Origin of the sequence: Pseudomonas palmensis (genome assembly GCF_049942755.1) — a bacterium.
GTDB classification, from domain to species: Bacteria; Pseudomonadota; Gammaproteobacteria; order Pseudomonadales; family Pseudomonadaceae; genus Aquipseudomonas; species Aquipseudomonas palmensis.
Map to the genome: position 1 here is coordinate 5421535 of NZ_CP187958.1, position 12706 is coordinate 5434240.

The window sequence follows — 12706 nt, forward strand, 5'->3', positions numbered from 1 at the left end:
TACCCTTCACCCATGCTCATCGTCGAAAACCTGCACAAGACCTTCACCACCGCCCAAGGCACCCTGCCGGTGCTGCGCGGTGTCGATCTGCACCTGCCCGCCGCCACCAGCCTGGCGCTGATGGGCGAGTCCGGCAGCGGCAAGAGCACGCTGCTGCACCTGATAGCCGGCCTCGAACGCCCCGACAGCGGGCGCATTCTGTTCGACGGCCAACCGCTACACACCCGCACCGAAGCCGGGCTCGCCCACTGGCGCCGACAAGGCATCGGCCTGGTGTTCCAGCAATACAACCTGATCAGCAGCCTGGACGTGGCCGCCAACCTGGCCTTTCAGGCGCGCCTGGCCGGCCGTCATGACCCGGCCTGGGTCACCCACCTGGCCGAGCGCCTGGGCCTGGCGCCGCTGCTGCAACGCTACCCCGAGCAACTCTCCGGCGGGCAGCAGCAACGCCTGGCAATCGGCCGCGCACTGGCCTCGCGCCCCGCGCTGGTGCTGGCCGACGAACCCACCGGCAGCCTCGACGAAGCCAGCAGCGAAAACGTGCTCGACCTGCTGCTGGAGCTGGTCGGGGCAAGCAACAGCAGCCTGCTGATGGTCACCCACAGCGCCCACCTGGCCACCCGCCTGCACCAGCGCCTGACCCTGCACCTGGGCCGGGTAAGCGCATGATCGGCCTGTGCCTGCAGACGCTGCTCAGCCACTGGCGGCGCCACCCCCTGCAATGCGCCAGCATCCTCACCGGGCTGTGGCTGGCCACCACCCTGTGGGCCGGGGTCCAGGCGCTCAACCAGCAGGCCCGCGCCGACTACGCGCGGGCCAACGCGCTGCTGACCGGCGCAGCGCAGGCGCAGGTGAGCCCGCGCCACGGCGAACGCTTCGACCAGCACGCCTACATTCAACTGCGCCGGGCCGGCTGGCCGGTGTCGCCGGTGCTCGAAGGCCGCCTGCGCTTTGCCGGCGCCGAACCGGTCAGCGTGAAGCTGCTGGGCATCGAGCCGCTGAGCCTGCCACCCGGCAGCGCCATCGCCGGCCAGGCCGCCCAACGCATCGACCCCGCCGCCTTCATTGGCCCCCCAGGCCAGGCATGGATCGCACCCGACACCCTGCAGCGCCTTGGCCTGGCGCCCGGTGCCGAACCGCTGAGCGGCGACGGCCAGCGTCTGCCGCCGTTGCAGGTACAGGCGCAGCTGGCCCCGGGGGTAATGGTGGTCGACATCGGCCAGGCCCAACGCCTGCTGCAGGCACCGCAACAGCTCTCGCGACTGCTGATACCCGCCGGCTACACCCCGCCCGCGCTGCCCGAGGGCCTGAACGAGCTACTGGTGGTGCAGGCCGCCAGCGACACCGACGACCTGCAACGGCTGACCGAAAGCTTTCACCTCAACCTCACTGCGCTGGGCCTGCTGGCCTTCCTGGTGGGGCTGTTCATCGTGCATGCGGCCATCGGCCTGGCCCTGGAGCAGCGCCGCAGCCTGTTGCGCACCCTGCGTGCCTGCGGCGTGAGTGTGCGTGCGCTGGTGACTGCCCTGGCCATCGAACTGGGGCTGTTCGCGCTGCTGGCCGGGCTGGCCGGGGTGGCCTGCGGTTACCTGCTGGCCAGCCTGCTGCTGGGTGACATGGCCGCCAGCCTGCGCGGCCTGTATGGCGCCCAGGTGGCCGGGCACCTGAGCCTGCCGCTGCACTGGTGGCTGAGCGGGCTGGCCATCAGCCTGTTCGGGGCAGCACTGGCCGGTGCCGGCAGCCTGCTGCGCGCCGCGCGCCTGCCGCTGCTGGCGCTGGCACAGCCCCAGGCCTGGCGCCAGGCGCAGGTGCGCTGGCTGCGGCGCCAGGCACTGCTGGCGCTACTGCTGCTGGCCGTGGCCCTGGGGTGCTGGCGCTGGGGCGCGAGCCTGCCGGCGGCCTTCACCCTGCTGGCCGCCTTGCTGCTGGGCGCCGCGCTGATGCTGCCACTGCTTCTCGATGGCGCCCTGGCGCTGTTGCAGCGGCTGTGCCACCGGCCGCTGGCGCAGTGGTTCGTGGCCGACAGCCGCCAGCAACTGCCGGCCCTGGCACTGGCGCTGATGGCGTTGCTGCTGGCGCTGGCCGCCAGCGTCGGGGTGGGCAGCATGACGTCCGGGTTCCGCCAGACCTTTCTGGGCTGGCTCGATCAACGGCTGTCGGCCGAGCTGTACGTGACCCCGCATGACACCGCCCAGGGCCTGGTCATCGCGGCCTGGCTACCCACCCAGCCAGGGGTGCGCGCCGTGCTCGCGCAGTGGCGCACCGAGGTGCGCGTAGGCGGCGCCCCGGTGCAGGTGCAGGGGGTGATCGACCACCCGGCCTACGCGCAGCACTGGCCGCTGCTCGAACAGCGCAGCGAGGCGTGGCGCCAGTTGGCCAGCGGCGCCGGGGCGATGCTCAGCGAACAGTTGGCACGGCGCCTGGCGCTGGGCCTGGGCGACCGCCTGAGCTTGCCCGGCGCTGCGCCCCTTGACGTGGTGGCCGTATACGCCGACTACGGCAACCCGCGCGGGCAGGTGCTGGTGAACGCCGACTGGCTGCGGCGCACCTGGCCCGAGGCCACGCTCAACACCCTCAACCTGCGCGTGGCGGGCGAGCAGGTGGCGACGCTCAAGGCCGCGCTGCAGCAACGCTATGCGCTGGACGGCACCCGGCTGGTGGACCAGCGCACCCTAAGGCGCTGGTCGGTGGAGGTGTTCGAGCGCACCTTCGCCGCCACCGCCGCACTCAACAGCCTGACCCTGGGCGTGGCCGGCGTGGCCCTGTTGATCAGCCTTTTGACCCTGGGCCAGAGCCGGCTCGGCCAGTTGGCGCCGCTATGGGCACTGGGCGTCAGGCGCCAGCACCTGGCCTGGCTGTCGCTGGGGCAGACGCTGCTGCTGGCCAGCCTGACCGTGCTGCTGGCAATTCCCCTGGGCCTGCTGCTGGCCTGGTGCCTGGTGGCGGTGGTCAACGTGCAGGCGTTCGGCTGGCGCCTGCCGTTGCAGGTGTTCCCTGGCCAGCTGCTGCAACTGGCGCTGCTGGGCCTGTTCACCGCCCTGCTCGCCGCCGCCGGCCCCCTGTGGCAACTGGCCCGCCGCCAGCCCGCCGAACTGCTGAGGCACTACGCCGATGGAACCTAGACAGTGGGGCGTCCTGCTGCTGTGCCTGCTGCTGGGCGCCTGCGACCCCTCGCCACCGCCACCCGCCGGTTTTGCCGGCCTGGGCCAGGACGCTGCAGCCTTTGCCCCGGTGGTGCGCGGCCAACCGTTGCAGTTCCCGCGTGACCACGGCGCGCATGCGGGGTATCGCATCGAATGGTGGTACGTGACCGCCAACCTGCGCGATGCACAGGGCCGCGACTGGGGTGCGCAATGGACCCTGTTCCGTTCGGCGCTGCGCCCCGGCGCCGAACAGCCGGGCTGGGCCAGCCCCGCCGTATGGCTGGGGCACGCGGCGTTGAGCGGGCCGTTTGGCCATCAGTTCAGTGAAACGCTGGCGCGTGGCGGTGTCGGCCAGGCGGACGTGCAGGCGCAACCGTTCAAGGCCTGGATCGACGACTGGTCGCTGCAGGCGGTGGGCGGCCAAGGCATCGAGCAGTTGCAGATGCGCGCAGGCGGCAACGGCTTCAGCTACGACCTGCAACTGAGCAGCCAGCAGCCCCTGGTGCTGCAGGGCGATCAGGGCTACAGCGAGAAGTCCGGCCAGGGCCAGGCGTCGTATTACTACAGCCAGCCGTTCTATGCAGTGCGCGGTGAAGTACAGCACGAGGGCCGGCGCGTCGAGGTGACCGGCAACGCCTGGCTCGACCGCGAATGGAGCAGCCAGCCGCTGGCCCCCGACCAGCATGGTTGGGACTGGTTTTCGCTGCACCTGGACAACGGCACGCGGCTGATGCTGTTCCAGGTCCGTCAGGCCGATGCACAACCGTACCGGGCAGGCACCTGGATTGCCGCCGACGGCAGCAGCACCGCGCTCAACGGTGCGCAGATCGTGCTTGAGCCGCTGGCCCGCACCCAACTGGTCGACGGCCCGCAGGTGCCCACGCGCTGGCGGGTGCAGGTGCCCGACCGGCAGCTGGACATCGAGGTCGACGCCCTGGTGCCGCAGGCCTGGATGGGCACCCGCTTTCCCTACTGGGAAGGCCCGGTGAAGGTACAGGGCAGCACGGCCGGGCGTGGCTACCTGGAAATGACCGGCTACTCGCGCTGAGCGCCACCGACGCAGCGGCTATTCTTGCCTGAACGCCCCCATGCCTGGAGTTGCACCATGCCTGGCCTGTCTACTTCCGCCCCCCGTGGCTGGACGCAGTGGTGCAAACCGCTGGCGTTCCTGCTGGTGGCCGCCATCGGCCTGTACTACGTGAAATGGTCGCCCTACTACGCCAAGTCGTTTGTTGCCGCCGACAGCCACAGCATCGGCGCCTCGATCCTGGACGATCACCAGTACGCACCGCTGACGGCAGCGCTGGCGTATGCCCAGGTGTATTTCCTGGCCATCTGGAAGGCGGCGGTGCTGGCGGTGATCCTCGGCTCGCTGGTTCAGGTGCTGATACCGCGGGACTGGCTGCTGCGCCTGTTCGGCAAGGCCGGGCTGGGCTCGACCCTGCGTGGCGGCCTGTTCGCCCTGCCGGGCATGATGTGCAGTTGCTGCGCGGCACCGGTGGCTGCCGGGCTGCGTCGGCAGAATGTGTCGGTAGGCGCGGCGCTGGCGTTCTGGATCGCCAACCCGGTGCTCAACCCGGCCACGCTGGTGTTCATGGGCTTCGTGCTGGGCTGGGAGTTCAGTGCCCTGCGCCTGGTGGCGGGTGTGGTGCTGGTGGTGGGGGTGTCGCTGTTCGCCCAGCGCATCTCGCGCCCGGACGTACTGCCCGAACCCGCGGTGGACGCGGCCAATGTGGCCAGTACCCCGGTGCCCGGCAGCCTGCTGGCACGCTGGATGAAAACCCTGTGGCAGCTGTTCTGGACCACCATCCCGATCTATGTGCTGGCCGTGCTGGTACTGGGCGCGGCGCGGGTATGGCTGTTTCCGCATGTCGAGGGCGGCATGGGTTCAGGGCTGGTGTGGCTGGTACCGCTGGCGGTGGTCGGCACGCTGTTCGTGATCCCGACGGCGGCGGAAATCCCGATCGTGCAGACGCTGATGGCCCTGGGGCTGGGCACCGCGCCGGCGGTGGCATTGCTGATGACCTTGCCCAGCGTGAGCCTGCCGTCACTGCTGATGCTGCGCACCTCCTTCGATACGCGGGTGCTGGTGTGGGTTGCGCTGCTGACGATGCTGGTGGGGGTGCTCAGCGGGCTGGTTGCGCTGCTGGTGCTCTAGGGCCGGCGTGCACCGCCCCCACAGCACCGGCACAGGTGCCTACAGCCGCCTTTCGCGCAGGTAGGCCAGCACCGCGGCCCGATCGCCGGCGAACTCGATGCGCGCCGCCTTGGCATCGCGCTGGTAGGCGTACATCGGGTCGTAGTACTCGCTCAGCAGGCCCTCGATCCACGCACGGTGCAGCTCCACCGCGCCGCTCGCACGCTGCACCTGCAACGCCGCGTCCATCGCCGCCGCCAGGCGCTGGTAACGCTCGCCACCCAGGCGCCGGACAATGCCCGACAGGCTCTCGCGCAGCCGCCCGGCAAAGTGTTCGAAGCCCTGCTCCGGCCCGTGGGCCAGCACGAACTCGGCGCACAGGTCGATCACATAGTCCTGCAGGATTCGTTGCACGCGGCATTCCAGGCTGTCTTCGAGCCACACCAGCGGCGCCTGCTGCATGCGCCGGTACAGGCCCAGCGGCACCGCGCGGCTGCCGATCATGCGCCCCTCGTCCTCGAGCACGAACTGCTCGATGCCGGCGTTGCGCTTTTTCAGCAGGTCCACCGCCAGGGTGTTTTCAAAACCGATCTGCGCCGGCTGCGCAGTGGCATGCCGGCCGAAGCTGGAGCCACGGTGGTTGGCGTGCCGCTCCAGGTCCAGCGCATTGTCCAGCTGCGCCAGCGCCTCGGTCTTGCCGGTGCCGGTCATGCCGCCCAGCAGCACGAAATCGCACTGCGCCACGGCCTGGTCGCCAACCTCCAGCAGAAACGTGCGCAAGGCCTTGTAGCCCCCGCGTACGCGCCGGTAGCGGATACCGGCCTCATCGCGCAGCCACTGCTGGGTGATCTGCGAACGCAGGCCACCGCGAAAGCAGTACAGCAGGCCATCGGGGTTGGCTCGGGCGAACTGCGCCCAGGCCTGGATACGGGCCTGGCGCAGCGCCCCGGACACCAGCTGGTGCCCGAGCACCATTGCCGCCTGCTGGCCATGCTGCTTGTAGCAGGTGCCCACCTGCTGGCGCTCGTCGTCGTTCATCAACGGCAGATTGCTGGCGTGGGTGAACGCGCCCTTGTCGAACTCGACCGGTGCGCGCACATCCATCAGGGGCACATCGTCGAGAAAGATCGAACGGTAGTCGGTGCAGTCGTCGTGCATCAACACACCTCGACCGCATGGGTGCCGCGCGCCACCAGCGTGCCGATCGGCGTCAGCGCCAGGCCCTGTGCCTGCGTCAGCTCGAGAAACGCCGCCTGCCCTTCGGGTGCCACCGCCACCAGCAGCCCGCCACTGGTCTGCGGGTCGCACAACAGCAGCTTGTGCGCCTCGCTCAACGGGCCGATGCGCTCGCCATAGCTGTCGAAGTTGCGCAGCGTGCCACCGGGTACGCAACCCTGCTCGATGTAATGCTCGACACTGGCCAGGCGCGGGACCTGCGCCGCTTCCAGGCGCGCGGTCACACCGCTGCCATCGGCCATTTCCACCAGGTGCCCGAGCAGGCCGAAGCCGGTGACGTCGGTCATGGCCTTGACCCCCTCCAGGCGCGCGATCTGGCTGCCGATACGGTTGAGGGTGCACATCTGGTCACGCGCCAGCCCCACGTCTTCGGCGCGCAGCAGGCCCTTCTTCTCCGCCGTGGTGAGCACGCCGATGCCCAGCGGCTTGGTCAGGTACAGCTGGCAGCCGACGGTCGCGGTGTCGTTGCGCTTGATGTGGCGCTTGTCGACGATGCCGGTGACCGCCAGGCCGAAGATCGGCTCGGGGGCGTCGATCGAATGCCCGCCGGCCAGGGGAATGCCGGCCGCATCGCACACCGCGCGCCCGCCGCGGATCACCTCGCGGGCGATCTCCGGGGCCAGCACGTTGACCGGCCAGCCCAGGATGGCGATGGCCATCAGCGGGTCGCCGCCCATGGCGTAGATGTCGCTGATGGCGTTGGTGGCCGCAATGCGGCCGAAATCGAAGGGGTCGTCGACGATGGGCATGAAGAAGTCGGTGGTCGAGACCACGCCGCGCTCGTCATCGATGGCATACACCGCCGCGTCGTCGCGCGAGGCGTTGCCCACCCACAGGCGCGGGTCGAGGTTCTGCGCGCCGCTGCCGGCGAGGATCACCTCGAGCACCTTGGGTGAAATCTTGCAGCCACAGCCGGCGCCGTGGCTGTACTGGGTAAGGCGTACTGGTTCGTTCATCGGTTGTCCCCCGGGTTCAAGCCCCTGAGTCTAAGGCAGGGGACCCGGGGGCGCTACGTGATGGTGGCTACTGCTAGACCTTGAACTGGGTCACCAGCAGGTTGAGGTCGACCGCAAGGCCTGCCAGCGCCTGGCTGGCGGCATTGCTCTGGCGTGCACCGGCCGCGGTCTGGATCGACAGGTCACGGATGTTGACCAGGTTGCGGTCCACCTCGCGGGCCACCTGGGCCTGCTCCTCACTGGCGCTGGCGATCACCAGGTTGCGCTCGTTGATGCCGGTGATGGCCTGGGTGATCTCGTCCAGGGCGTGACCGCACAGCTGCGCCACTTCCAGGGTGGCGTGGGCGCGCTGGTTGCTGTTGCGCATTGCCGTGACCGCCGTGCCGGTGCCCTGCTCGATGGTCCCGATCATGGTCTCGATCTCCTGGGTGGACTGCTGGGTGCGGTGCGCCAGCGCCCGAACCTCGTCGGCCACCACGGCGAAGCCGCGCCCGGCATCCCCGGCCCGGGCCGCCTCGATGGCGGCGTTGAGGGCCAGCAGGTTGGTCTGTTCGGCAATCGCGCGGATCACTTCCAGCACCTGGCCGATGTTGCGTACATCGCCCGCCAGGTGCTCGACCTGCTCGCAGGTGTGGGTCACGTCGTCGGTGAGCTGGCCGATGGAGTCGACGGTGCGCTGCACCTGCTCGCGGCCGTGGTGGGCGGTCTCGTCGGTCTGGCGCGAAGCCTCGGAGGTGCTCACGGCGTTGCGGGCCACCTCCTCCACGGCCGCCGTCATCTCGTTCACCGCCGTGGCCGCCTGCTCCACTTCGTCGTTCTGCTGCTGCAGCGCGCGATTGGAGTCGTCGGTGGCAGCCTGCAGCTCTTCGGCGGCCGAGGCCAGCTGGCTGGAGGAACTGGCGATTTTCTGCAGCGTGCCGCGCAAGCTGCCCTGCATGTCGCGCAGCGCCAGCAGCAGACGCGCCGGCTCATCCTTGCCGCTGATGCTGATCTCGTCGCACAGGTCGCCACCGGCGATGGTCTGGGCAATGCCCACGGCTTCGCCCAGCGGGCGCACGATGCTGCGCGTGAGCAGCACTGCCAGCGCCACGGTCAAAGCCAGCACCACGGCCAGAATCGCCAGCACCAGGCTGATGGCGCCATGGAATACCTCGGTGCTGCGTCGGGCCGCCTGCTCCCCGCCCTTGTCGTTGAGCGCAATGATTTCGAGCAGGTCGGTGAGCATGCCGTCGGCATTGGTCAGGTACGGGCCGGCGTCCACCAGCGCGATGGCGTCGTCCTTGCGCCCCTGCTGCAGTAATTGGACGACCTTGTGCTGATCGGCAAGGTAGCGCGTCTTGGCCTGCTGGTAGCGGGCGAACGCGGCCTGTTCCTGCGCCAGGGTGATCAGCCCGGCATAGGTCGCCTCCTGGGTGTCCAGCTGCGCTTCGAGCTGGTGCAGACGCGTGATCAGGTCCTGCAGGTCGTCGCCGTCGCGCAGTACCAGCAGGCGCAGGGTCAGGGTGCGGATCTGGGTGCTGGTCAGCGCTACGCCGTTGGCCGCGACAATCGAGGGCAGCCAGTTCTGGTCGACCTGGTTGGACTGTTCGTTCATTCGACGCATTTCCAGCAGCGACAGGCCGCCAAGGGCCATCGCCAGCAGGGCAATCAGCGCGAAGCTGAGGCCGGCACGCAGGGAAATGTTGAGGGAGCGCAGAAGCATGGGGTGTTCCTTGTGGCTGCAAAAGTACAACCCGCGCCGGGACAGGCGGCGCGGTCAGGTTCTGCAGGCAAGGCGGTGAAGCGGGAGGGCAGTGTTCTTTATGAGTGCTTGCTCCACTGCCGGCGGGATCACTCGGCGGCAGTGAAGCCATGATATCACATTGACATTAATTGTAACGTTGTCGGTGGTCAGGACTTGAAGCGGCCCACCAGGGCGTTCAATTCGGCCGACAGCGTGGACAGCCGTCCGGAGTCCTCCTGCGCCGAGCTGGCCAGGCTTTCGACCAGGCGCGCTTCGTCGTAGATCTGCTGGATATGCCGGTTGATCTCTTCGGCCACGCTGTGCTGCTCCTCGGCGGCGGCCGAGATCTGCAGGTTCTGGTCGCGGATCTCGTTGACCGACAGCTGGATGCCCTCGAAGCTGTCGCGCGCGCTTTCGATGGAGGTGACACTGGCCCGGGACAGGTCCTGGCAGCTTTGCATCTTCTGCGATACCTCCTGGGTCTTGCTGGCGAGGGTACCGAGCAACTGGTCGATTTCGCCGGTGGAGTCGGCGGTGCGCTTGGCCAGCGCGCGCACCTCGTCCGCCACCACGGCAAAGCCGCGGCCCTGGTCCCCGGCGCGAGCGGCCTCGATGGCGGCATTGAGCGCCAGCAGGTTGGTCTGCTCGGCGATGGCGCGAATGGTGCCCAGGATCTGGTTGATGCTGCGGCTGCCCTCCTCCAGCTCGACCATGGCCTGGGACGACTCGCTCAGGCGGTTGCCCAGGCGGTTGACGTTCTCGGTGGTCAGCTCGATCTGCTGCTTGCCTTCGGCCACCCGGCGATGCCCGCTTTCGGCGGAATCGGCGGCGTTGCTGCACGAGCGGGCCACCTCGTTGGCGGTGGCGACCATTTCGTTGAATGCGGTGGAAACCAGCTCCACCGCTTCACGCTGGCGCCCGGCCGCCTGGTTCATGTTGGTGGCCACCTCGCTGTTGACCTGCGAGGCGTCGTGCAGGTTGGTGGAGGCTGCGCCGATGCGCTGGATCAACTGGCGGATGGCCGCCAGAAACCGGTTGAACCAGCCGGCCAGCTCGGCGGTTTCGTCCTTGCCCTGCACAACCAGGTCGCGGCGCAGGTCGCCCTCGCCCTCGGCGATCGACTGCAGGCCCGTGCTGACCTGGCCGATGGGCTTGACGATCACCCGGGCGAACGCGGCGCCGATCAGCGCGAAGAAGATCGCCAGCACCACCACGATGATCCCGGCCAGGTAGGTCATGCGCGTGGCGGCGCCCATCACTTCGCGCTGCTCGATCAGGCCCACGAAGCGCCAGCCCAGGCCTGGGGAGGTCCATACGTTGGCCATGTAGCGAACCCCGTCGATCTCGACGTCGGCAGCCCCCTGTTCGGTGGCCGCGAGCCTGGCGTAGGGCTCGCCCAGGTCCTTGAGCGGCTTGAAGCTGTGCCCGTCGTCGCGCGGGTCGACCAGCACCACACCGTCCTCGATCAGCATCACGTAGCCGCTTTGACCCAGCTTGATGCTCTTGACCAGTTCGGTGAGGTTCTTCAGCGAGACGCTGACCACGAACACGCCGCGGGGCTTGCCGGCGCCGTCGAGCATGGCCCGGGCGGTGCCCACCAGGGCCACGTCGTCCTTGTCGTAGTAGTAGGCCGGGGTGCGCACGGTCTTGCCGGGGCTGGCCATCGCGGCCTTGTACCAGGGGCGCTGGCGCGGGTCGTAGTTGGCCAGTTGCGGGTCATCCGGCCACTTGGCGTAGGTGCCGTCTTCCAGGCCGATGGACAGGATGGCCGCCGCCGGGTGGGTGGCGCCAAAGCGTGCAAAGGCATCGATCACCCCCTGGGCCGGCGCTGGCAGGGGCTGGCTGGCGGCGTTGGCAGCGCGGTAGTCCTTGAGCGTCTGCACAGCGCTGTATACAGGATCGGCCGACATCTGATCGACGTTCTGCTGCATCCCGTCGAAGAACTGGCGCATGTTGCCGTCGATCTGGCGTATTTCCCGGGTGCTGCCATCGATGAACTGTTCAACCGCCTGGGTGCGGATGTTCATCACGCTGACCACCGCGACCACCGTCACCGGGATGAAAGCCACCAGTACAAACGCAAGGACCAGCTTGTTTTTTATATTCATCGCGCGCTTCACCCTCCCCGGGCATGAGGCGCCAGTCACCCGTGCAGCGTGAGTTCTGGCAATTTGCTATCACCGCTGTTTCGGCTGGGGAGGTGAAAATCTTTAATACAGTTTCGTGTACAAAAAAAAGCAGGATTGTTTCTAGTTGGTCGGCCACATGGGGCGCGGCGCCGGCATGCCAGGCGTGGCGCCCTGCAGCACCAGGCGGGTGATGGTGGCGGCCGCCAGCGCGTAGTCGTCGCCCTGGGGCGCATGCACGCCCGTGAGCTGGGCCATGCGCCAGCCGAAATTGGTGTAGGTGCGGGTGGCCGACCAGATGAACAGCATCAGGTGTTGCGGGTCGACCGGGGCGATCAGGCCGCGTTTGATCCAGCTGTTCAGGCAGTGCACGTTGAGCTGCGCCTCGGCGCGCAGCAGGTCGCGGCACACCCCGGGCAGTTGCTTGGCCCCATGCAGCAGCTCGCTGCTGAACACGTTGGAGGTGTACGGGTGGTCACGCACGATGCGGATGCGCGCCTGGATGTAGGCCGGCAGCGCCACCTGCGGGTCATCGCTGGCGCGCAACACGGCGGAGGCCGCGAGCAAGGGTTCCAGAAAGGCCATCAGCACCCGGGTGTAGAGGTTTTCCTTGGTCTGGAAGTAGTAGTACAGGTTGGCCTTGGGCACGCCGGCGCGGGCCGCGATGTCGCGGGTCTGGGCGGCGTTGTAGCCTTTGCTGGCGAATTCCTCGCTGGCGGCCTCGAGAATCAGCTGCTGGTTGCGTTGACGAATGCTGGACATGGCGATGGCACTTCGGGGAAAGACCCTCGCAATATACAAAAATACATAGCGATGAGGCTATGCATGCCAGGTTGCGGGCGCGCCTTCGCCGGCAAGGCCGGCGGCTGGAATGGGTGGGGCGCCTCAGGCCTCGGCCAGCAGGTAGGTGCGCAGGTCCCTGGAGACCTCTTCGGCCAGCAGCCCGACGATCACCTCGACACCGGCCTGGCGCAACAGGCGAACCCCGGCCCCGGCATTGCGCGGGTCCGGGTCGAGCATGCCGACGAACACCCGCTCCACCCCCTTGTCGATCAACGCCAGGGCACACGACGGGGTGCGCCCCTGGAACGAACAAGGCTCCAGGGTCACATACGCTGTCACACCCCGGCCCCCTTCCGGCAATTTCGCCAACGCCATGGCCTCGGCATGGGGCTGCCCCGGCGGCTGGGTGTGGCCCTGGCTGATCACCTGGTGATCGCGGACCATCACGCAGCCCACCGGCGGGTTGGGCCGGCACGCCGGCAAGGCACGGCGCCCCTCGATCAGGGCCAGTTGCATGAAATCGCTGTTGGAAGGGAGTATCGGCATAAGGTCCTTGCCCAGTGGGTTCCAGAATGAGCGAAGGCGACAGGGTACTCCTGCTG

At 68.5% G+C, this 12706-nt stretch carries 10 protein-coding genes and 2 pseudogenes; 4 read left to right on the forward strand and 8 right to left on the reverse strand.

The window, feature by feature from the left end:
* Positions 1-12: 12 nt before the first annotated feature.
* Genes ACPRTJ_RS25070 through ACPRTJ_RS25085 form a run of 4 tightly spaced genes read left to right on the forward strand, consistent with a single transcriptional unit; the run spans position 13 to position 5301 of the window.
* Positions 13-669 (forward strand): ABC transporter ATP-binding protein, encoded by a 657-nt coding sequence (locus tag ACPRTJ_RS25070; protein ID WP_123753248.1) that lies wholly within the window; start codon positions 13-15, stop codon positions 667-669.
* A complete protein-coding gene (locus tag ACPRTJ_RS25075) occupies positions 666-3122 on the forward strand; it encodes an FtsX-like permease family protein (protein WP_426427514.1) in 2457 nt (818 codons plus the stop codon). Before ACPRTJ_RS25070 ends, ACPRTJ_RS25075 begins: the two co-directional genes overlap by 4 nt.
* On the forward strand, positions 3112-4191 hold the full coding sequence (locus tag ACPRTJ_RS25080; RefSeq protein WP_054914410.1) for a lipocalin-like domain-containing protein: 1080 nt from the start codon (positions 3112-3114) through the stop codon (positions 4189-4191). Before ACPRTJ_RS25075 ends, ACPRTJ_RS25080 begins: the two co-directional genes overlap by 11 nt.
* Positions 4192-4248: 57 nt before the next feature.
* Positions 4249-5301: a permease gene (locus tag ACPRTJ_RS25085; protein ID WP_043860240.1), complete on the forward strand. Its 1053-nt coding sequence runs from the start codon at positions 4249-4251 to the stop codon at positions 5299-5301.
* Positions 5302-5340: 39 nt separating this feature from the next.
* On the opposite strand, the gene mnmH is transcribed toward ACPRTJ_RS25085, so the two are convergent.
* The 8 genes and pseudogenes from mnmH to ACPRTJ_RS25125 all read right to left on the reverse strand — a co-directional run bounded on the left by mnmH (position 5341) and on the right by ACPRTJ_RS25125 (position 12650).
* Positions 5341-6438, reverse strand: coding sequence for a tRNA 2-selenouridine(34) synthase MnmH (mnmH, locus tag ACPRTJ_RS25090; protein ID WP_229590157.1), 1098 nt, complete (start codon positions 6436-6438; stop codon positions 5341-5343).
* A complete protein-coding gene (gene selD, locus ACPRTJ_RS25095; protein ID WP_043860242.1) occupies positions 6438-7472 on the reverse strand; it encodes a selenide, water dikinase SelD in 1035 nt (344 codons plus the stop codon). Before selD ends, mnmH begins: the two co-directional genes overlap by 1 nt.
* 73 nt (positions 7473-7545) lie before the next feature.
* Positions 7546-8409, reverse strand: a complete 864-nt coding sequence (locus ACPRTJ_RS25100; protein ID WP_370409268.1) for a methyl-accepting chemotaxis protein — start codon at positions 8407-8409, stop codon at positions 7546-7548.
* A gap of 42 nt (positions 8410-8451) precedes the next feature.
* Positions 8452-9174: pseudogene (locus ACPRTJ_RS25105) on the reverse strand (MCP four helix bundle domain-containing protein); the annotation flags it as partial.
* Between the two features lie 188 nt (positions 9175-9362).
* Entirely contained in the window at positions 9363-10130 is a 768-nt protein-coding gene (locus tag ACPRTJ_RS25110) for a methyl-accepting chemotaxis protein (protein ID WP_370409269.1), read from the reverse strand.
* Between the two features lie 135 nt (positions 10131-10265).
* Positions 10266-11303, reverse strand: a pseudogene (locus ACPRTJ_RS25115) (cache domain-containing protein); the annotation flags it as partial.
* 141 nt (positions 11304-11444) lie between these two features.
* A complete protein-coding gene (locus ACPRTJ_RS25120) occupies positions 11445-12083 on the reverse strand; it encodes a TetR/AcrR family transcriptional regulator (protein ID WP_426427516.1) in 639 nt (212 codons plus the stop codon).
* Positions 12084-12206: 123 nt separating this feature from the next.
* On the reverse strand, positions 12207-12650 hold the full coding sequence (locus tag ACPRTJ_RS25125) for a bifunctional diaminohydroxyphosphoribosylaminopyrimidine deaminase/5-amino-6-(5-phosphoribosylamino)uracil reductase RibD (RefSeq protein ID WP_043860246.1): 444 nt from the start codon (positions 12648-12650) through the stop codon (positions 12207-12209).
* Positions 12651-12706 lie beyond the last annotated feature (56 nt).

What these genes read in the sequence shown, in the direction of transcription:
- ACPRTJ_RS25070 (WP_123753248.1), top strand. Translation starts at nt 13, where the DNA reads ATGCTCATCGTCGAAAACCTGCACAAGACCTTCACCACCGCCCAAGGC.
- ACPRTJ_RS25075 (WP_426427514.1), top strand. Translation starts at nt 666, where the DNA reads ATGATCGGCCTGTGCCTGCAGACGCTGCTCAGCCACTGGCGGCGCCAC.
- ACPRTJ_RS25080 (WP_054914410.1), top strand. Translation starts at nt 3,112, where the DNA reads ATGGAACCTAGACAGTGGGGCGTCCTGCTGCTGTGCCTGCTGCTGGGC.
- ACPRTJ_RS25085 (WP_043860240.1), top strand. Translation starts at nt 4,249, where the DNA reads ATGCCTGGCCTGTCTACTTCCGCCCCCCGTGGCTGGACGCAGTGGTGC.
- mnmH (WP_229590157.1), bottom strand. Translation starts at nt 6,438, where the DNA reads ATGCACGACGACTGCACCGACTACCGTTCGATCTTTCTCGACGATGTG.
- selD (WP_043860242.1), bottom strand. Translation starts at nt 7,472, where the DNA reads ATGAACGAACCAGTACGCCTTACCCAGTACAGCCACGGCGCCGGCTGT.
- ACPRTJ_RS25100 (WP_370409268.1), bottom strand. Translation starts at nt 8,409, where the DNA reads ATGCAGGGCAGCTTGCGCGGCACGCTGCAGAAAATCGCCAGTTCCTCC.
- ACPRTJ_RS25110 (WP_370409269.1), bottom strand. Translation starts at nt 10,130, where the DNA reads ATGAACCAGGCGGCCGGGCGCCAGCGTGAAGCGGTGGAGCTGGTTTCC.
- ACPRTJ_RS25120 (WP_426427516.1), bottom strand. Translation starts at nt 12,083, where the DNA reads ATGTCCAGCATTCGTCAACGCAACCAGCAGCTGATTCTCGAGGCCGCC.
- ACPRTJ_RS25125 (WP_043860246.1), bottom strand. Translation starts at nt 12,650, where the DNA reads ATGCCGATACTCCCTTCCAACAGCGATTTCATGCAACTGGCCCTGATC.